17 protein-coding genes and 1 pseudogene are annotated in these 18,641 nt (G+C 63.8%); 2 read left to right on the top strand and 16 right to left on the bottom strand.

What is annotated here, in order from left to right:
- Positions 1 to 66: 66 nt before the first annotated feature.
- Positions 67 to 617 (bottom strand): annotated as a pseudogene (locus tag GR158_RS10815) (hybrid sensor histidine kinase/response regulator); the annotation flags it as partial.
- 264 nt (positions 618 to 881) lie between these two features.
- Between GR158_RS10815 and GR158_RS10810 the strand changes: the two are divergent.
- Positions 882 to 1,253 carry a response regulator gene (locus GR158_RS10810; protein ID WP_134652646.1) on the top strand — a complete coding sequence of 124 codons (372 nt, stop codon included), beginning with the start codon at positions 882 to 884 and terminating at the stop codon, positions 1,251 to 1,253.
- A gap of 89 nt (positions 1,254 to 1,342) precedes the next feature.
- Here the strand turns inward: GR158_RS10810 and GR158_RS10805 are convergent, their stop codons facing one another.
- The 15 genes from GR158_RS10805 to GR158_RS10735 all read right to left on the bottom strand — a co-directional run bounded on the left by GR158_RS10805 (position 1,343) and on the right by GR158_RS10735 (position 17,059).
- Positions 1,343 to 2,335: a sensor histidine kinase gene (locus GR158_RS10805; protein ID WP_246665615.1), complete on the bottom strand. Its 993-nt coding sequence runs from the start codon at positions 2,333 to 2,335 to the stop codon at positions 1,343 to 1,345.
- A gap of 10 nt (positions 2,336 to 2,345) precedes the next feature.
- Complete coding sequence (locus GR158_RS10800; protein WP_134652650.1) at positions 2,346 to 2,804, bottom strand: response regulator; 459 nt, start codon at positions 2,802 to 2,804, stop codon at positions 2,346 to 2,348.
- 3 nt (positions 2,805 to 2,807) lie between these two features.
- Positions 2,808 to 4,979 (bottom strand): ATP-binding protein, encoded by a 2,172-nt coding sequence (locus tag GR158_RS10795; RefSeq protein WP_160871097.1) that lies wholly within the window; start codon positions 4,977 to 4,979, stop codon positions 2,808 to 2,810.
- Between the two features lie 256 nt (positions 4,980 to 5,235).
- Positions 5,236 to 6,591, bottom strand: coding sequence for an amidase (locus GR158_RS10790; RefSeq protein WP_202402238.1), 1,356 nt, complete (start codon positions 6,589 to 6,591; stop codon positions 5,236 to 5,238).
- Between the two features lie 2 nt (positions 6,592 to 6,593).
- The gene (locus GR158_RS10785; RefSeq protein ID WP_160871096.1) at positions 6,594 to 7,826 is read right to left on the bottom strand and encodes a PotD/PotF family extracellular solute-binding protein; all 1,233 of its coding nucleotides are present in this window, start codon (positions 7,824 to 7,826) and stop codon (positions 6,594 to 6,596) included.
- 8 nt (positions 7,827 to 7,834) lie between these two features.
- Positions 7,835 to 8,902: a GTP-binding protein gene (locus tag GR158_RS10780; protein WP_160871095.1), complete on the bottom strand. Its 1,068-nt coding sequence runs from the start codon at positions 8,900 to 8,902 to the stop codon at positions 7,835 to 7,837.
- Positions 8,895 to 9,227, bottom strand: coding sequence for a hypothetical protein (locus GR158_RS10775; protein ID WP_160871094.1), 333 nt, complete (start codon positions 9,225 to 9,227; stop codon positions 8,895 to 8,897). The genes GR158_RS10780 and GR158_RS10775 overlap by 8 nt, the downstream gene beginning before the upstream one ends.
- Positions 9,228 to 9,283: 56 nt before the next feature.
- Positions 9,284 to 10,165: a polysaccharide deacetylase gene (locus GR158_RS10770; protein WP_134652662.1), complete on the bottom strand. Its 882-nt coding sequence runs from the start codon at positions 10,163 to 10,165 to the stop codon at positions 9,284 to 9,286.
- A gap of 37 nt (positions 10,166 to 10,202) precedes the next feature.
- Positions 10,203 to 11,297 (bottom strand): ABC transporter ATP-binding protein, encoded by a 1,095-nt coding sequence (locus GR158_RS10765; protein WP_160871093.1) that lies wholly within the window; start codon positions 11,295 to 11,297, stop codon positions 10,203 to 10,205.
- A 68-nt stretch (positions 11,298 to 11,365) separates the two neighbouring features.
- Positions 11,366 to 12,598 carry a PotD/PotF family extracellular solute-binding protein gene (locus GR158_RS10760; RefSeq protein WP_160871092.1) on the bottom strand — a complete coding sequence of 411 codons (1,233 nt, stop codon included), beginning with the start codon at positions 12,596 to 12,598 and terminating at the stop codon, positions 11,366 to 11,368.
- 72 nt (positions 12,599 to 12,670) lie between these two features.
- A complete protein-coding gene (locus tag GR158_RS10755; RefSeq protein ID WP_160871091.1) occupies positions 12,671 to 13,438 on the bottom strand; it encodes an SDR family NAD(P)-dependent oxidoreductase in 768 nt (255 codons plus the stop codon).
- A 14-nt stretch (positions 13,439 to 13,452) separates the two neighbouring features.
- Positions 13,453 to 14,187, bottom strand: a complete 735-nt coding sequence (locus GR158_RS10750) for an SDR family NAD(P)-dependent oxidoreductase (protein ID WP_160871090.1) — start codon at positions 14,185 to 14,187, stop codon at positions 13,453 to 13,455.
- Positions 14,187 to 15,032 (bottom strand): ABC transporter permease, encoded by an 846-nt coding sequence (locus GR158_RS10745; RefSeq protein WP_160871089.1) that lies wholly within the window; start codon positions 15,030 to 15,032, stop codon positions 14,187 to 14,189. The genes GR158_RS10750 and GR158_RS10745 overlap by 1 nt, the downstream gene beginning before the upstream one ends.
- Positions 15,033 to 15,034: 2 nt before the next feature.
- A complete protein-coding gene (locus GR158_RS10740; RefSeq protein ID WP_160871088.1) occupies positions 15,035 to 15,940 on the bottom strand; it encodes an ABC transporter permease in 906 nt (301 codons plus the stop codon).
- Positions 15,941 to 15,985: 45 nt separating this feature from the next.
- A complete protein-coding gene (locus tag GR158_RS10735) occupies positions 15,986 to 17,059 on the bottom strand; it encodes an ABC transporter ATP-binding protein (RefSeq protein WP_160871087.1) in 1,074 nt (357 codons plus the stop codon).
- Positions 17,060 to 17,584: 525 nt separating this feature from the next.
- Here GR158_RS10735 and GR158_RS10730 point away from each other — a divergent pair.
- Positions 17,585 to 18,592: a GntR family transcriptional regulator gene (locus GR158_RS10730; RefSeq protein ID WP_160871218.1), complete on the top strand. Its 1,008-nt coding sequence runs from the start codon at positions 17,585 to 17,587 to the stop codon at positions 18,590 to 18,592.
- Positions 18,593 to 18,641 lie beyond the last annotated feature (49 nt).

Below are 18,641 nucleotides of genomic sequence, written 5' to 3'. Positions count from 1 at the left end.
AGGGTTTCCGAGGAAAACGGTTTCGTCACCACCTGCATGCCGCGCTCCAGATGGCCGTGGTTCAAAGCCGCTTCGGCCTTTCTGTGGATCAAACCCGAAAGCTCGGCGAAACCCTCATCGACCGTGAAGCGGTCCGAAGGAACGTCCCAGAACCATGTGCCTATGATGGCACCCGCAGCCATCGCGAGCTGGACACGCTGTATGTTGTCGCGCGCACGGCTCTCGCTCTCGCGCAGGGCCGCCTCGGCAAGCTTGCGCGCGGTCACGTCACGGAACAGCACCGCGACCTGGCAGAGGCTTTCAGGCTCGATACGGGTTGCTGACACTTCGATGAAGCGGCCGACCGCCTTGAATTCCTGTTCGAAACGAACCGCCCGTCCGGTGCGCAGGACACCCCCATACAGCTCCAGCCAGATATCCGCATTGGCGGGCTCGATTTCACGGAGGCGCTTGCCGACGATATCGGGGATACCGGTGTGGCGCTCGTAGCCGGAATTGGCCTCCACATGCACATAGTCGCTCATGGGACCTTCCGGCCCGTCGATGAAGCCGATAATGCAGAAACCGTCGTCGATCGCCTCGAACAGCGCGCGGTATCGCGCCTGCGCGCGCAGCATGGCGCCCTCGGCCGTATCGGCTTCCGCCTCCGTCCCCAACGCGCGAAGACGAACGACCTCGCGTTCGAGTTCGTCTCGGGACAACGCTTTCAAATCCACTCAAAAATCCGCCTTCGGTGCAACGCTTGCATAACATAGGAGCCGGCCGCCAATTGCCAACGGTGCTCAGCTCCCACCGAAACAACTTTGCTGCCGATATTGAACAAGGCCGCCAAGGCTCTACTTACAGCGAGCGCTCGCTAACAGGAAATATCGGAATATCAAGTGAACAACGGATTTGAAAACAAGCGCGTCCTCATTCTGGAGGACGACCCGCTCCTGGCTCTCGACCTGGAGGACTTCTTCACCGACCTCGGTGCGAGGGTCGTCGGTCCCGTGTCCAGCGTCGAGCAGGCTTTGCGAGCGGTCTCCGAAGGCATCGACGCTGCCGTTCTGGATCTCAATTTGCGCGGGGTCTACTCCTATCCCGTCATCGAACAACTGGACAAGGCGGGCACACCGCTCGTCGTCTGCTCGGGCTATGCCGAACTTCCGGAAACGCAGGCGGATCTCAGCAATGTCGTGCTCCTGCCAAAGCCCTGCGACCTCAGCCTCCTGCATCGCCGCCTGTTGGAGCAGATCGACAAGGCATCCTAGAGCATTTCCGGTTCACCGGAAATGCTCTAGATTCCTGTTTTTACCGCATTATCCGACGCCGAAGCGACTTCGCTTCGGCTGGAAATGCTCTAGGTCACGGGAAGCGGAATGCTGATCTCCGCCGCAAAGCCCCGAGCATTGTAGTCGAGCCTTGCCTGACCCTCGAGTTCATATTCGATATTGGTCTTGATCAGCTGCGTGCCGAAGCCCTCGCCGCCAGGCGTCGCAACACTTGGCCCGCCGCTTTCGGACCATGTGAAGTGCAGCATAGCGCCTGAATTCGCGTCCTGCTGGACGAACCACTCGATCGCCACACGCCCCTGATCATTCGTCAGAGCCCCGAATTTCGCTGCGTTCGTGACGAGTTCGCTGACCACCATGCCGATCGAAAGCGCGGCCTTCGGATCGAGCCGAACGAGATCGTGACGGCCGAAATCAAAGCGTGACAGATCGGCGTTGTAGGGGCGTACCGCCCTGCGGAAGACGTTGAGAAGCTCGGTCTCATCCCAGTTGCCTTCGAAAAGAAGCTCGTGGGCATCTGCCATGGCGCGGACACGGGCAACAAGCTTCGCCTCGAACTCGGCGACGGTGGCGCAGTTTCGACCGGTACGGCGGATCAGCGACAATATGACGGCGAGGTTGTTCTTGACGCGGTGGCTGAGTTCACGGACCAGCAAATCCTTCTGCTGTTCGATCCGCTTGCGTGTGTCCCGTTCGCGCGCCTCGTTCAGCGCCCGCGTGACGGCCGCCGGCAGGCGCACCAGGCGTTGCTTGAGGACATAATCGGTCGCGCCCTTGCGGAAGGCTGCAATCGCCGCCTCTTCGCCAAGCACCCCGGACACGAAGATGAACGGCGCGCCGGGCGCGGCCGACAGCGCGACATCGAGCGCGGCCATGCCGTCAAAGTCCGGCAGGGAAAAATCGGAGAGAATGATATCGAAGCTCTCGCGCGCGAGCGCGGCCTCATACGCCGCCCGCGTCGCGACCCGGGTCAGGGTCACCGTCCCCTCCAGACTTTCCAGCTGGGCTTCGATCAGTTCGGCATCGACGGCACTGTCTTCCAGAAGAAGAATCTTGGGCATGCAATCCATATCAGCTCCCGCCACGTTGCCGGGACTTCGGCGGGGGCTCGTTGAGCAGCGCCCAGAACACGCCGAGGTCCTGGATCGCCTTGAAAAACTGGCTGAACTCGACCGGCTTCACGACAAAGGCGTTCACGCCGAGTTCGTAACTGTTGACGAGGTCCTGCTCTTCGCGAGAGGACGTCAGCATAACGATGGGAATGTGGCGCAGGTTCCGATCGCCCTTCACCTTGGCCAGCACCTCCAATCCGTCCACCTTGGGCAGCTTGAGGTCCAGCAGCACCACGGCAGGGTCGCCCGGTTCGCGCGTGGCGAATGCCCCGTCCTGGTTCAGGAAATCGAGCGCCTCGGCGCCGTCGCGCGCAATGATGATGTCGTTGGCGATCTGACACTTCTCCAGGGCCGTCAAGGTCAATTCGAGGTCTCGGGGATTGTCTTCCACCAGCAAGATGGGCCTCAGGTCGGACACGGATTACTCCTCAGGTGGTAGAACGGGCAGGAAAAAAGTGAAGCAGGCGCCGCCATCGACCGTACCCGTGGCATCAACGCTGCCGCCATGCCTTTCCACGATGCGTTTGACAAGTGCAAGACCGATACCGGTTCCCTCGAAATCCTCGCTGCGCTGAAGGCGCTGGAAGACACCGAAGAGCTTTGCCTTATAGGCCATGTCGAAGCCGACGCCATTGTCCTGCACCCGGTATAAAAGGCCGCCATCAACGGGCTCGCCCGATATGTCGATGCGCGCGGGCGCGCGCGGTCGGGTGTACTTCACGGCGTTTTCGATCATGTTGTGCCAGACCTGACGCAGCAGTGCGCCGTCGCCCCGTGTCATCGGCAGATCCCCGACCCGCCATTCGATAGCGCGGTCCTTGATATCTTCGGCCAGGCCCAGCCGCACTTCCTCGACGAGTTTGTTCATATCGACCTTGCCGCTCGCCAGCGTCGCCCGTCCGAGATGAGAGAATGTCAGGAGGTCATCGACCAGTTCGCCGGCAGCCAGCGCCGAGTCCGATATCATCTTGAGATAATGGCGCGAACGCTCGTCGAGATTTTTCTCGCGCTCGGTCAGGAGCTGTGAGAAACCGACGATGTGCCGGAACGGCGCGCGAAGATCATGGGAGATCGAATAGGAGAACGCCTCCAGCTCCTTGTTGGATTTCTGCAGGTCGGCCGCAAGCCGCGCCAATTGCTCGGCCTTCTTCAGGACGATCTCGACAATGGAGGCACGAAGATCATGTGCCGCGCCGATCTCCGCCTCATGCCAGGGCGCACTCCTGTCGCGTACACTCTCCCGCCATGCCTCGAAAGACTTGCGCGGATGGATCCGGCCGCTTTCGCGCACCACCTTGTGCGGATCGCCGCCCCAGGTGACGGTTCGGATGACCTCCGGCCGAAACCAGACGAGCCAATTGTCATCGCTTTCGGAAATGCGGCACGCGAGAATGCCGCAGGCGGTCTCCGTCACGCTCCTGTCGTCGAAACCGGCGGCAGCCAGGCAGTCCGTCGCATAGACATCGGATGCGATGCCGTTTTCGGACAGCCATTGCGTCAGCCGACGCACCGCCTCCTCGTCCGGCGCATCTCCCACCCGCGAGAAGCCGTTCTGCGAGAGGATCGCCGCACCGGACGCGCGTGTGAGGGCCAGCAGAGTGTCGGGCGCCTTCGCCAGCCCGTCGTCCCAGCGGTCTGCATCGGCCATGGATGCCAGGAGCTTCGTATGCAGCCGCCCGAGCTCGACGCCGACGGCCGCCGTTTGCGCACGCGAGGCAGCACCGATCTGCATCGCAAGGCTTTGAGCGACGAAATTGCAGGCGTCGCGCACCCGGACCGGAACGATATGCGGCTGGCGGCTATGGCAGGCGAGCAGGCCCCATAACCGGCCGTCGATCAGGATCGATATGGACATGGACGACAGCGTGCCCATGTTGCGCATATATTCGAGGTGGACGGGCGACACGCTGCGAATCTGCGTGAACGTCATGTCGACCGGCGCGCGACCCTGCTCCTCGTCCAGGGCGAGCAAGGGCACAGGCGTATAGTCGGCGTCCGGGATCAGGCGCAAGGGATTGAGACGATAGAGGTCGCGCGCCTGGGCGGGGATGTCGCCCGCCGGGAAGCGCAGATCCAGATAGGACGGCAGCGTACCGTTGCCCGCTTCCGCGACGACGTGGCCGCTCCAGTCCGCATCGAACCGGTAGACGAGCGCACGGTCGAAGTTCGAGAGCTGGACGACAAGCTGGGCTGCGGCCGAAAGCGCATCGCCCAGGTCGATGTTGCCGGCCATCTGCTGCGCGAATGCGGTCAGCCGTGCGAACGGATCGTCCATCGCTTCCGATGCGGCCCGCTCCAGCTCCACGATGACGCGGTCGTCATGAAGATGCACGGCGATATCGAGCGGATAGCCGGGCGCAACGAGGCGCGCCGGGGGAGATCCCGACGCCTTCCAAGCGGCAAGCTCGGGCGAAAGCACCGCGGCAATGCCGGCTGCATCCGTACCGGCGATGTCGGCGACATTCGCGGAAACCTGCAGAATGCGGAGATCAGCGGGATCGAGCACGAGCAGCGCGCCATGCGGCTGGACCGATCCGGGAACGTGGATGGGTTCGCGCGCGCAGCTATCGAGGTCAACATCGTTTGCGCGCATCAAATCCTCCGTCGGCAAAACGCAAACAACACCCGGATGCGCCTCACATCACCACCGGCCCGACGTCACGGGCGGCATCCAAGCCCTGACAGCCGCAAAGCCGTTCATTGCTCAATGTAAGGCCCGAAGCGTGTTTGGAAAGGCCAGAAGGGCACATCCCTCACGTAAGGGGAAGGCCCGGCCGCGGATTTTTACCCCGGATGGCACGAACGCGCTGAATCGGAAAGGCTTTTACCCGAAACCGGCGGCGCGATTGTCAGCCAAACAGGCTTTCCACGGCACCCGCCACCGCAAGGAGGGCATCGTCGCTATCCTTCGGGCCCGAGACAAGGAGGCCCACCGGCATGCCGGCCGCGCCCGTGCCGCATGGCAGGGAAACGCCGCAGACGTCGAGGAAATTTCCAACCAACGTGTTGCGCAACGTTTTGGCATTCGTCGCGAAGAACAAGTCTTCATCGTCGAGCAGGGGCTGAACCGCCGGCGCGACATGAGGAAGCGTCGGGCTGATGAGGAAATCGCCAGGGCCGAGGCGGGCCGTAAACGATGCGGTCAAGCTGTCCCGCGCTTCAAGCGTCGCGATATAGTCGGCGAGGGAAATCTTCTCACCCATGAGCGTGCGCTTGACGACGCGCGGGTCCATGTCAGCCGCCGCCGCGCCCGTGATGCGCTCGCGGTGAAGCACATAGGCCTCGGCGGTCACCAGCGCACCGTGCCTGGCCATCAGGTCGAAGATGGCGGCGAATTCCGGAAAGGCTTCGCGACGGACGCGGGCACCCGCCTTCGCCAGCCGTTCGACGGCCGCCTCGAAAGCCGCGACGACCTCTGGTTCCGCGCCGTCGAACATCACGGTCTCCGGGACGACGAAGGAGAGATCGGAAACCGCCACGCGCTTCACGACACCGGCGGCCGGCGCGCCGCGCATCGCCGCATCGATCCAGACCGCATCCTGCACGGTATGGCAGAGCGGCCCTAACGAATCCAGGCTCCTTGCCAGCGGAAAGACCCCATCCATCGCGTAGCGCCCGCGCGTCGCCTTGTAGCCGACGACGCCGTTGAAGGCGGCGGGAATGCGCACCGATCCGCCCGTATCCGTGCCGATGGAGACGGGCACAAGCCCGGCGGCGACCGCAACGCCGGAGCCGGACGACGAGCCGCCCGGAATACGGTGCTCACCCTGCGGCGAAGCCGGATTGCGCGGCGTGCCGAACGTCGGGTTGATGCCGAGGCCGGAGAAGGCAAACTCGCTCATGTTGACCCGTCCGACGCTCACCATGCCGGCATCGGCAAGCGCACGCACCACGGCCGCGTCCTGTCTGGCGGGCGCGCTGTCCTTCAGCACACGGGAGCCGGCGGTGGTCGGCAGGCCCTCGATGTCGAAAAGATCCTTCCAGGCGAGCGGCACGCCTTCGAGAACGCCGCGCGAACGGCCTTCCGCCAGCCGCTTGCGGGAGGCCGCTGCCTCCATTCGCGCGCGCTGGGCCAGCACCGTCGTGAAGATGGTCTGGTCCGGGTGGCCGGCAATGGCGGCGAGCGTTTCCTCCACGAGATCGACCGGGTCGAGCGCACCCGACTGGAGAAGCACCGAAAGCTGCGCGATCGAGCGAGGGGTCATGCTCAGATATCCTTGTCTGCGCGACCGACCAGCTGCATCCAGCGTCGGACGAGGTAGTTGTGTTCATCCATGGTGGTGTTCCACACGGCAATGCTGTTGGCACGCTGCCAGTAGGAACCGCCGCTGCGCACCGCGCCGCGCCTGATGCGGATGGTTCCATCAGGCCCGGGCAGGTCTTCGCGCGCCGGAAGCCCCTCGTACCAGTAGTCCCATTCCGCCGGCGTCATATAGCCGCGCGAGCGCTCCGGCGTCGAGATGTAATAGCCCTGCCGCGCGACCACGGCACCCGGCCAGCCGGAAATCCACCAGTTGAGATATTCATAGGCGACATCGAGCATGCGGCCGGACAGGTTGCGCGACAGGCAGAGACCGCCGTGCCAGGCGCGGTACCCTTCCGCGGGCGCCGCCTGCTCGACGGGCAGGCCCTGGCTGTTGAGAATGCCGATACCCGTCGACCACATGCTCTGGATATCGGTGTCGCCGTCGATCATCAGCCGGGCGGCGTCCTCGGCCGTACGCCAGAAGCTGCGGAAGAAGCCCGCCTTGCGACGCGCCTCCAGGATATCCACCAGTTGATCGATCTCCGCGACGGTCATGTTGCCGATGTCGCCGAAGGTCATCAGGCCGGCGGCCTGGGCTGCAAGTGCCGCATCGAAGATGCCGATGGCCGGCTCGTCGACCAAGGCGGCCCGGCCGCTCCAACGCTCGTCCAGAAGGGCGGCCCAGCTCGCCATGCCCGGCCGGTGCTCCACGGCATCGCTCCGATAGGCGAAACTGTCGAAATTGTGGGTCGTCGGCAGCATCGAGATGCGCGCTGTCGGCGCATCACCGAGCGCGAGGCTCGGCTGCACATAGAGCTTGCGCGCCGGAACATCGCCCAGCCCCATGCGGGCGCTGGGACCGATCTGGCCGGTCTTCGTCAGATCGTTGATTTCGTCCCACAGCGTTATGCGCGCCGTCTCGATGGGCTGGATGGCCCGCCAGTACCAGACGATATCGAGATTGTGGAAACACTGATCGTAGATATCGTAGCTGTCCGGCTCCTGCGCTGCCTTGTGCTGGGTCACGATAAAATCGTTGTTGTCGAAGCAGATGTCGATGCCGAGATCGGCCTCCGCCTTGAGCCGCAATTCCTCCAGGAGAGAGATTGCCGTTCCCAGCACGCGCAGCTTCGGGCGACCGGCGGTGTGGACGGCCGGAGCTGCTGGAACCGCTTTCGGGGAATGCTTGTTCATGAAGTGCTCTAGGCGTTCCGGATCTGCGCTGCGGCCTCTGGCTGTGGACGGGCATCGCTGTTCCCGGCAAGCGCGAAGGCGTTGAAGGACCGTTTCAACAGGTTCGCATCGAGACCGTCAACAATAAAGACGAGGCGCGAGACACGCTCCCCAAGAGGCCACGCATCGAGGTGCACCGGCGGGTGCACGAGATGCTGTACGCCGTGCACGGCGACGGGGCGGTCCTCGCCCACGAGGTCGAGGATGCCCTTCACCCGCAGCACACGTTCGCCATGCCGGTTGAGCAGCATGGTGAGCCAGATCCCGAAGCCGGTCCAGTCGATCGGCCTGTCGACGGTGATGACGAAGGAGGAGATGGCCGTATGCAGCGCCACGCCCTCGGCCGTCACCCGCAATGTCGGCGTATCGCAGTAGAAACCGCTCGGCGACTGGAGCTTTGTCGCGCGCTGGGCCACATCGTCACCGAAAAGCGCATCGGCATCCGGATCGTCGGTGCCGGCAATGATACGCTCGGCATCCGGGTTGAACTCCGTGAGGCGCGACAGGAGGCGGCTCAGGCCGGCCTTGTCCTCGCACAGATCGGCCTTGGTGATGACGAGCCGGTCGGCGATCGCCGCCTGCCGGGTTGACTCCACATACGTATCGAGCTGCGCCAAGCCGTTGACGGCATCCACTGTCGTGACGACGGTGCCGGCCCGGAAATGGTGACGCAGGACGGGATCGGATTTCAGCGTGGAAAGCACCGGAAAAGGGTCCGCCAGGCCGGTGCTTTCGATGATCACACGCGTGAAAGGCGGCACGAGGCCGCGCTCGCGCTTGGAATGGAGCTCGCGCAGCGCATCGGCAAGCTCGCCGCGCACCGTGCAGCACACGCAGCCCGATTGCAGCAGCACCATCGTGTCGTCGATACGCTCGACAAGATGATGGTCAAGGCCGATCTCGCCGAATTCGTTGATCAGAACGGCGGTATCGGCAAGCGCGGGATCGGCCAGCAGCCGCTTGAGCAGCGTCGTCTTGCCGGAACCGAGAAAACCGGTCAGCAGGTGGACGGGCGTGAAGGCGGGCATCTCAGCCATGGTTCGCCTCTTCCATGCGCGAAATCAGCTGCGGGTCGAGCGGATCGCACACCCGCCCGGAAAGCCGCTCCGCCGCCGGCCAGAGATGGCCGAGGTCCTCGATCATCTCGCTTTTGCCGGTGCGGGTCGCCAGCACAAATGCAGACCCCTGCCAGTCCGAGAGGCTCATGCCGAAGGCCGACAGCACGCTGTTTGCCGCCGAAACGCGCCGGACACGTTCGCGCCGGCGGTCGAGCCGCTCGACATTGCGCGTGAAGACGCCCGGCCGGGCGACTGCATCCGTCCAATGTTCGTTTCCGCCGATGACGCCGCACAGCGAACACATGACGCCGTTCCTTTCCGAACCGGGCAAGGGAGCGGGCAAACCCGCTCCCTCGACATTTACTTCTGGCGCGGGAAGCGCTTGGCGAAATCGTCCGCGATCTCGTTCATCGTGACGAACTTCACGCCCGGATGCTTGATCATATGGGCATAAAGACGTTCCAGCATCATCAATACCTGCGGGCGCCCGGCGACGTCAGGGTGAATGGTGATCGGGAAGACGGCATAGTCCATCTCACGATAGACCCAGTCGAACTGGTCACGCCACATCTGTTCGATATCGTGCGGATTCACGAAGCCGTGGCTGTTCGGCGACTTCTTGATGAACATCATCGGCGGCAGGTCATCGAGATACCAGGAGGCCGGGATTTCGATGAGGTCGGTCTCATGACCGCGCTTCAGGGGCACCATCCAGTCGGACGGCTTCCTGGAATAGTCGATCTTCGTCCAGCTGTCGCCGACACGCACATAATAGGGCGTGAAGTCGTTGTGCATCAGCGAATGGTCGTACTTGATACCGCGCTCGAGCAGCAGCTCGTTGGTGACGTTGGAGAACTCCCACCAGGGCGCGACATAGCCGGTCGGACGCTTGCCGGACAGCTTGGTGACGAGCTCGATGCACTTGTCGAGCACTTCCGTCTCCTGCTCGCGGGTCATCGCGATCGGGTTTTCATGGGTGTAGCCGTGGATACCGATCTCGTGGCCGGCATCGGCGACAGCCTGCATCTGCTCAGGGAAAGTCTCGATGGAGTGACCGGGGATGAACCAGGTCGTCTTGATGCCGAAGCGTTCGAAGAGCTTCAGAAGCCGTGGGCTGCCAACCTCGCCGGCAAACAGGCCGCGCGAGATATCGTCGGGCGAATCCTCGCCGCCATAGGAGCCGAGCCATCCGGCCACGGCATCGACGTCGATGCCGAAACTACAAAAAATCTCTTTTGCCATGGGGTATCTCCTTGGTTCCCTACGTGTTTTCGAGTTGTCAGTGGGCTGGAATGACCGTCGCTTCGGCGGGGTTCCAGCTCAAAAGGACGGGCGTGCCGGCCGGGAAGGTGCCCGGGCGGTACTTGTCGACATGGGCTTCCAGCGAGACGGATCGGCCATCGCCCAGCCGTGCCGTCAGATGCGCGATATGGCCGACCACCTCCGACCGTTCGATCCGGGCGTCGACGCGATTCTTGGCGGCCGGGGCCGTCCCCTCACCCGCGACATGGACCTCGATCGCTTCCGCCGGCACGACGAGGTTGACGCGGCCCTTGTGGGCAACGGTCCCGTTGGCCCGGCCGGACAGCGTGCCGATGCCGGTCGTGACCACGACGTCCTCGCCCTCGTTGCCAGCCACTTCGCCCGAAAGGACGGTGTTGCGGCCGATGAACTGCGCGACGAAGGGCGTGTTCGGCCGGGTGTAGAGCTGGTGGGGCGGGCTCACCTGCTCGACCCGACCCTGGTTCATCACCACGATGCGGTCGGACAGCGCCAGCGCCTCGGACTGCGCGTGGGTGACGAAAATGAACGTGACGCCGAGGCTCTTCTGCAAAAGTTTCAGCTCGTTCTGGATGGCCTTGCGCAGGTTCGCGTCGAGCGCGCCGAGCGGTTCGTCCAGCAACAGAATATCCGGTTCCACGACGAGGCCGCGTGCCAGCGCGATGCGTTGCCGCTGGCCGCCGGACAGCTTATCGGGCTTGCGGCTTGCAATGTCCTCAAGGCCCAGCGTCGCGAGGATGCGGTCGACCTTCGCATCACGCTCGGTCTTGGCGATGCCCTTCACATCGAGCCCATAACCCACATTCTGGCGCACGGTCATGTGGGGGAAGAGCGCATAGTTCTGGAAGATCATCGACGTCGGGCGGCGCTGCGGGGGAACGTCGTTCATGCGCTCGCCGCGGATCAGCATGTCGCCGGAGGATATGCCTTCGAAGCCGGCGATCATGCGCAATGTCGTCGTCTTGCCGCATCCCGACGGCCCAAGGAAGGCGATGAACTCGCCCTTGGTAACGGACAGGTTGAAGTCGATGACGGCGGGCGTTCCGTTATCATAGACCTTGCCGACGGATTTGAGTTCCAGGTCGAAAATCATGGGGGCATCTCGCGAATTGTCGGTCCGTGGACCGGGGCCATGCGCGCCCCGGTCCACACGTCTTGGGATCAAGCGTTGAGGAATTCGTCCCACTTCTGGATGAGGTGGTCGTATTCTTCCGGCCACTGGTGCCAGTAGGCGACGTTCTTGGCGCGCTCCTCAAGGGAGCCGCCGTCGCGCAGGTCGCCTTCCTTGATGCCGCGCTCTTCCGCGCCGACCCAGGGCTTGCCCTCATACCAGAAGGCGTATTTCTCCGGCGCCATGACATCCTTGATGTTGGTGGACGGCGAATAGTAGCCCTGCTCGGAAACCGTGATGCCCGGCTCGCCCGACAGCCAGTAATCGGCATAGGCGATGACGGCGTCCCGGTTGGTGGTGCCCGCGATCATCGACGGACCGATGGCCCAGCCGCGATAGCCTTCCTTCGGAACGGCGTACTTCGCCGGCTTGCCCTGTGCCTTGACGGCCATGACGGCCGGCTGCCATGCGTCGGAGACGACCATTTCGCCAGATGCCATGAGGTTGACGAGTTCGCCGAAATCGCCCCAGAGCGCGCGGAACTGGCCTTCCTTCTTCTTGGAAATGAGAAAGGCCGCGGCCTCGTCGATTTCGGCGGCGGTCGGGTTGCCCGGGTTCTTCACGTCGGACAGGCCGAGCGAGTTCATGGCCATGATGGCCTGGCCGAAAGCAATCAGCGGGTCGGTATTCAGGCCCGACTTGCCCTTCCACTTCGGATCGAAGATGCAGGCCCAGGTATTGGCCTCTTCTTCAGACACCACATCCGGATTGTAGCCGATGGAGTCGTAGTTGTAGACGGCCGGAACCATGTTGAGCACGGTCTGCGCCTCATCGGCCCAGATCTGGCCGACGATCTGCGCGGAACGGTCCCACTTGTCGCTAGCCGTGGTAAAGGTATCGCGGATATTGGCCCAGTTCTTCAGCGAAGCGGCCGGAATCGTCTCGACATTGTCGGTCATGACGATGGATGGCAGGCGCTCGGCGATGATCTCCCAGCAGTCATAATCCTTCGAGCCCGAAAGGATCTTGGTCTGCGCGTCGGGGAAGGTCGCTGCCGTGCCCGAGGTGCCGCCGACGCCCGATTCCTTCTTGAACTGCTCGAGAATGCGCTCCTGCACCGTGACGGAAAGACCGATGGTGCGCAGCTGCTGGCCGGCAAGATCGGCGGCCTGCGCAAATGCCATGCGCGAGGACAGGAACGGCGTGCCGCCGCCCATCGCAAGCGCCATCACTCCGGCCGAGCGCTTAAGGAGCGAGCGGCGATTTATTTCCGACTTGAACATATCTCTTCTCCAGTTTGTTTGTCGTTCCCTGGAGCCGTTTTGCGGCCCCTGTTCTCCGTCCTTTGCGGACGGCTAGTACCGGCCCACCAGCAGGCCACCATCCACGACCAGCACCTGCCCGGTCATGTATCTCGCATTGTCGGAGGCGAGGAATGCAGCGACATCGGCGATGTCCTCGCCCGTGCCGAGCCGTCCCATCGGAATGAATTCGGCCGCCTTTTCAGCACCCGTCGGCCCGAGCGAATTCTCCTCGGAGAGGAGCTGGGCGGTGCGGATGTAGCCCGGCGCGATGCCGTTCACGCGAACGCCGTCGCGCGCCATTTCAACCGCCAGACCGCGCACGAGGCCGACGACGCCCGATTTCGCGGCGGAATAATGCACGTGCTCGTCCCAACCATAGGCGACACCCATGATGGACGAGAGCGCGATGACCGCGCCGGAGCGTCTGCTGCGCATGCCGGGCGCGGCCGCGCGCACGAGCCGGAAGATGCCCTTCAGGTCGATATCGAAGGTCAGGTCCCATTTTTCGTCGGTGAGGTCGGCAAGCGGCGTGCGATGCGCAATGCCGGCATTGGCGACGATCACGTCGATGCGGCCATGCCGCGCCTCGATATCGGAAACCAGCGCATCCGTCGCGGCGGTGGAACGAACGTCGTAGCGATGGAATTCCGCCGAGCCGCCGGCCGCGACGATCGCCTCGGCGGTCTCGCGACCTTCCGTTTCGAGGATATCGGTGACGACGACGTGGTCGCCGAGCGCGCCGAAGGCTTTCGCGGTTGCCGCGCCAATGCCGATGCCGGCCCCGGTGACGATGACGATGCGGTTGTTTTCTGCAGGCATGGTTTTCTCCGGTATCAAAGCATCACGTCGCCGGAATTCGGTCCGAGCGTCTGTCCGACAAAAAGGCTGGCGGCGGGGGATGCGAGGAAGGCGACGGTCTCGGCCACCTCTTGCGGCTCGCCGAAGCGGCCAAGCGGCAGGCCGGCGCGTTTGGTGTCACGCCACTCCTCTGAAAGCTGCATGACCAACGGCGTGTTGATCGGCCCCGGCGCAACGGCATTCACGCGTACTCCACGAGCCGAAACCTCGCGGGCAAGCGCCTTGGTCATGCCGATGATCGCAGCCTTCGCACCCGAATAGTGCACCAGTTCGACGCCACCGATCTGGCCGAGCTGCGAGGCGACATTGACGATGACGCCTGCACCGGCCGCCAGCATCGCGGGCAGCACGGCCTTGGTCATCAGGAACGTGCCGCGCACATGGACCGCGAACATGCGATCGAAGTCGGCCACGTCGAGGTTTTCGAACAGCGCCTGATGCGCGATGCCGGCATTGTTGACCAAAAGCATGACGTCGCCATGCGCGGCGGACGCGGCGCGGTGAATGGCGGCCGCATCCGCTTCGCTCGACACATCGCCGGCCACGCCCACGGCCTTGCCGCCTGCGCCGCGGATTTCGTCTGCCACCGCCTCGGCACGGTCAAGCGAGAGGTCGTTGGCCGTCACGGCATAACCGTCTGCGGCGAGCTTCAGGGCGATGGCGCGGCCGATGCCGGAACCCGCACCGGTGACGAGAGCGACGCCACTCATCACGCCTCCTCCTGGATGGCCAAGCGCTTGGCGCGTCTGACGGACATGCCCATCAGCACGGCATAGGTGCCGAGCAGCGCGAAGGAGAACAGCGTGGTCAGCACGCCGAAGGCGAAGACGTTCGGATGCACTTCCACGGAGAAGGTGCCGTAGATGGCGAGCGGCAGCGTCAGGTCACGGCCCGAGGCGAACAGGGTGCGCGAGAACTCGTCATAGGACAGCGTGAAGGCAAACAGCATGGCCGACAGCACGCCGGGAAAGATCAGCGGGAAGGTGATCTTGCGGAAGGTCCGGGCCGGCGGAACGCCGAGCGACCACGCAGCTTCTTCCACACTCGGATCGAAGCGGTTGAAGATCGCCAGCATGACGAGGAAGGCGAAGGGGAACGTGTAGACCACATGCAGAACGAAGGCCGTGCCCCACCAGTGGCGGTCGATGCCGAGCGTGTTGGCGACCAGCGCCATGCCGAGGCCGACGAGCACGCCCGGAACCATCATGCCGAGCACGATGAGATAGAAGATCACACCCGAGCCGCGGAACTTCCTGCGGAACGCCTGGGCGGCGGTGACGCCGAGCACGGTGGAGACGATCATCGTCATGACGGCGAGCGCCAGCGAACGGAACAGCGCCTGGTCGATGGGCAGCGGCGCGATGCGCGAGGGCGGGGCCAGGCCGAAGAGGTGCTTGTACCAGTAGGTCGACCATTCGATGATCGGGAACTGCGGGCCGCCCTCCGGGCCCGTCTGGAACGACAGGATGGCAAGCACCGCGAGCGGGCCGTACAGGAACACGATGAACAGCGCGGTATAGACGCCGAGACCGAACTTGATGCCGGAAGCGTTCATGGTCAGAGCTCCTTCCTGAGATCGACGACGCGCAGCAGGGCGGCGACGACGGCGCCCATCAGGATCGTCAGCACCACGCCGGCGACGGCGGCGAAGGCCCATTTCAGCGACCCGACCTGGGTGACGATGATGTTGCCGAGCAGGTTCACCTTGCGGCCGGACAGCGCGGCGGATGTCGCGAACTCACCGAGCACCATGACGGAGACGAAGATGGCGCCCACCACCACGCCCGGCATGGAGAGCGGCAGGATGATGGTGCGGAAGATGCGCCAGAAGCCGGCGCCGAGATCCTGCGCGGCCTCGATGACCGAGGGATCGATGCGGCCCAGCATGAAGGCGATGGGACCGACCATGAAGACGCAGTAGATCTGCGTCATGCCGATGATGACGGAGAGTTCGGAGAACAGCAGCACCTCGATCGGCTGGGTGATCACGCCGATCTTCATGAGGATCATGTTGATCGCGCCCTCCTTGCCGAGCATCGGCCGCCAGGCCAGCACGCGGATGAGGAAGGAGGTCCAGAACGGAATGACGCAGAGCACGAGCAGCGCGGTCGACAGCGTCTTGTTCTTGACGAACAGCCCGACGAAGAGTGCGGCCGGATAGCCGACGAGCAACGTGGAAACGAGCACGATCAGCCAGATGCGCACCGTGGTCCACAACGCGCCGAGATAGGTATCCGACGTGAAGAAGGTGACCCAGCTCTTCAGCGTCAGCGTCGGCTCGATCTTGAACGTGGTCTGCGTCCAGAAGGAAACGTAGACCATCATCAGGATGGGCGCGACCAGGAAGAGCAACATCCACAGCGCACCAGGCGCCAGCAGCCAGAAGGTGCGATCGGGTTGTTTGCGGGTCGGACGCTCCGCCGTTTCGACGGGCGTGTCATGGCTTGTGGCGGCCATCGTCATCTCTCATTCTCCGGGTGGATGGGGGCAGGACCGGCGATGGCGGTCTCAAACGAACACAAGAGCATCCTCCCGCTTCCACACGAGGGCGTAGCGGCCCTTCTCCTCATAGGCCGCAGGCGCGGCATGGCTCAGATGCTGCTCCACCTCGAAGACGCGACCGTCATCGAGCGTGAAGAAGGAGTTGATCGCAGCGCCCGAATATTCGCTGGCGACGAAGCTCGCCTCGATGCGCACCTCGTCATCCGCGGTCGCCGCGTCCGTGGGGCGGATCGCGACGCGATCGTACCGGATGGCGTAGGCCGGCTTGCCCGACGTCTGCCGGATGCCGCCCAGCGCGAGTGCGCCGACGGGGCTGGCGAAAGCATCGCCGGACACCGCACCGGGAAAGATGTTGTAGCAATTGAGGAAGCGCGCCACGTCGGCCGAGGCCGGACGGGTGTAAAGCGTGCCGGCATCCGTCGATTGCGCGATGCGCCCCGCATCGAGCACCAGCACCGTGTCACCCATCGCAAGCGCCTCGGTCTCCGAGCCCGTGACATGCAAGAAGGTCACGCCGCAGCGCTCGCGGATGGTGCGAAGCTCGCCGCGCATGCGCATGCGCAGGTTGGCATCGAGCGCACCGAGCGGCTCGTCGAGCAGAACCATGCTCGGTTCGGTGACCAGCGTGCGCGCAAGCGCCACGCGCTGCTTCTGTCCGCCGGAAATCTGGGTGGTGGCGCGGTCTTCCAGACCCGACAACCCGACAAGGCCGATGATGTCGCGTACCCGGCCGGCGACGACTTTTGCATCCGTCACCGGATCAACGGCGCGGTTTGTCAGGCCGAAGGCGATGTTTTCGGCAACGCTCAGATGGGGAAAGAGCGCGAAATTCTGGAAGACGAAGCCGATGCCGCGCTCATGCGGCGGCACACCATCGACGCGGCGGCCGGAGAACAGGATTTCACCGCTGTCCGGCTGTTCGAAGCCGGCGATCACGCGCAGCAGCGTCGTCTTGCCGGAGCCGCTGGGGCCGAGCAGCGAGACATAGGTATCGTTCGCAAGCGATGCGTCGATACCGGCCAGTGCCGGAACACCCGAAAAGGCCTTGTGCACATTCTTCAGTTGAAGGACGGATGACACTCTGTTCCCACCAGTTTGAGCCGGGAATGTCCTTGCGCAATGCTCCGCACGCCGCCGGACGCGCGATGCATCCGAAGGAGCAAAAGCCATCGTTCACGCATCGTCAGATGCGCGGCGCAGCGATATTCCTGAACATTTCACTTCGTTCCGCTTACGGAGCCTCTTGCGGGCGCCTTGATTTCAAAACCATGCCATGAATGGTTTTTGTATTCAATAGACTTTTTATATTTTTCCGCTTGACCGCATCGAGCCCGAAAAATCGCGCTCGGAAAGCCAGGACGACGGCGTTTGCGTAGCCTTTACGGCTGCGCGCAGCGGCGGAAATACGCCTGTTGCGCACAATATTCACAAAACGGGAGGGAGAATCCGGCAGTCATGCGGCATCTGCCTCGCCCGCACTGCGCCGCCGCAACGGATTCTCCAATTTCAAACTTTGTATTCAATAATCATTTATGCCATCCTTTTCTTCCGATGGAGAATGCGGCACAGTGCGCCCGCTATGAACACCCAGCGATGACGGGACCCATGAAGGAAGAGCAGGCCGCCACAGGCAGCCAGAAGCGGTATGAAATCGCCGAGGAGGTGCTGCGCAGCAACATATCGGCCGGAACGCTGCCGCCCGGCCTCGTGCTGCTCGAAGGCCCCATCGCCGACATCCTCCAGACGTCGCGCGCGCCGGTTCAGCGTGCGCTTCAGACGCTGGAGGCCGATGGGTTGGTCCATCGCTTCGCCGGCCGCGGCTTCCTGGTGGGCCCGCCGGGCGGCGATATCGAGCCGATCCGCACCGATATCAAGGCGCTTGGCCTCGTCGTGCCCCGCCATGCGGACGAGGCATTGCAAAGCCGCTCGTCCTGGGAGCGCATCTACAATACGGTGGAGGCGGACGTCGCGGGCTGCGTGGTCTTCGGCCGCTATCGCATCGTCGAGATGGAACTCGCCAACCATTTCAATGTCAGCCGCACCGTCGTCCGCGACGTGCTCACGCGCTTGCGCGAGCGCGGGCTCGTGCGCAAGAACCAGAGTTCGCACTGGATCGCCGGCCCGCTCACCGCACAGACGGTGAAGGATCATTTCGTGCTTCGCACCATGCTGGAACCGCCGGCCATACGCCTCGGCGCACCCGCGGTGAACCGCGCGCGGCTGGAGGCGCTGCTGAAGCGCCTGCGGGCCGCGGAGGATAGCGCCGCCGGCGGCCTCGGCGACAGCGAGGCGATCCAGACCGAGTTCATCGAATGCTGCGTTCTGGCCGCGCCCAACGAGCGGCTGAGGGATCTCGTGCGCAACAATCTGCTGCCGGTGACGGCGACCGACCGGTTGCTGCGCCGTCTCGGCCTGCCCGGCGATCCCGCGATCATCACCGAGCTGCGGCTGGTGGCCGAGCTTCTGCTGCGCGGCGCGACGGAATCGGCGGTCTCCATGATGGCGACCCATCTGGAAGCCTCGCTCAACCGCACCATCGCGCAGATGAAGATCGTCGCGATCATTCCCGGGCCCGGCGTAACGGCGGCCTACCTGACGCCCGTTCTCGACTGATCCGCCTTGCGGCGAACCCTGTCGCGTCGGGAGTGCAGAGACCGCGCGC

The organism is Shinella sp. AETb1-6 (assembly GCF_009826875.1).
In the GTDB taxonomy this organism is placed as follows: domain Bacteria; phylum Pseudomonadota; class Alphaproteobacteria; order Rhizobiales; family Rhizobiaceae; genus Shinella; species Shinella sumterensis.
This window is presented reverse-complemented; position numbering and strand designations above follow the sequence as displayed.

What these genes read in the sequence shown, in the direction of transcription:
- GR158_RS10785 (WP_160871096.1), bottom strand. Translation starts at nt 7,826, where the DNA reads ATGAACAAGCATTCCCCGAAAGCGGTTCCAGCAGCTCCGGCCGTCCAC.
- GR158_RS10790 (WP_202402238.1), bottom strand. Translation starts at nt 6,591, where the DNA reads ATGACCCCTCGCTCGATCGCGCAGCTTTCGGTGCTTCTCCAGTCGGGT.
- GR158_RS10760 (WP_160871092.1), bottom strand. Translation starts at nt 12,598, where the DNA reads ATGTTCAAGTCGGAAATAAATCGCCGCTCGCTCCTTAAGCGCTCGGCC.
- GR158_RS10745 (WP_160871089.1), bottom strand. Translation starts at nt 15,032, where the DNA reads ATGAACGCTTCCGGCATCAAGTTCGGTCTCGGCGTCTATACCGCGCTG.
- GR158_RS10770 (WP_134652662.1), bottom strand. Translation starts at nt 10,165, where the DNA reads ATGGCAAAAGAGATTTTTTGTAGTTTCGGCATCGACGTCGATGCCGTG.
- GR158_RS10755 (WP_160871091.1), bottom strand. Translation starts at nt 13,438, where the DNA reads ATGCCTGCAGAAAACAACCGCATCGTCATCGTCACCGGGGCCGGCATC.
- GR158_RS10750 (WP_160871090.1), bottom strand. Translation starts at nt 14,187, where the DNA reads ATGAGTGGCGTCGCTCTCGTCACCGGTGCGGGTTCCGGCATCGGCCGC.
- GR158_RS10730 (WP_160871218.1), top strand. Translation starts at nt 17,585, where the DNA reads ATGAAGGAAGAGCAGGCCGCCACAGGCAGCCAGAAGCGGTATGAAATC.
- GR158_RS10795 (WP_160871097.1), bottom strand. Translation starts at nt 4,979, where the DNA reads ATGCGCGCAAACGATGTTGACCTCGATAGCTGCGCGCGCGAACCCATC.
- GR158_RS10780 (WP_160871095.1), bottom strand. Translation starts at nt 8,902, where the DNA reads ATGGCTGAGATGCCCGCCTTCACGCCCGTCCACCTGCTGACCGGTTTT.
- GR158_RS10740 (WP_160871088.1), bottom strand. Translation starts at nt 15,940, where the DNA reads ATGACGATGGCCGCCACAAGCCATGACACGCCCGTCGAAACGGCGGAG.
- GR158_RS10805 (WP_246665615.1), bottom strand. Translation starts at nt 2,335, where the DNA reads ATGCCCAAGATTCTTCTTCTGGAAGACAGTGCCGTCGATGCCGAACTG.
- GR158_RS10775 (WP_160871094.1), bottom strand. Translation starts at nt 9,227, where the DNA reads ATGTGTTCGCTGTGCGGCGTCATCGGCGGAAACGAACATTGGACGGAT.
- GR158_RS10765 (WP_160871093.1), bottom strand. Translation starts at nt 11,297, where the DNA reads ATGATTTTCGACCTGGAACTCAAATCCGTCGGCAAGGTCTATGATAAC.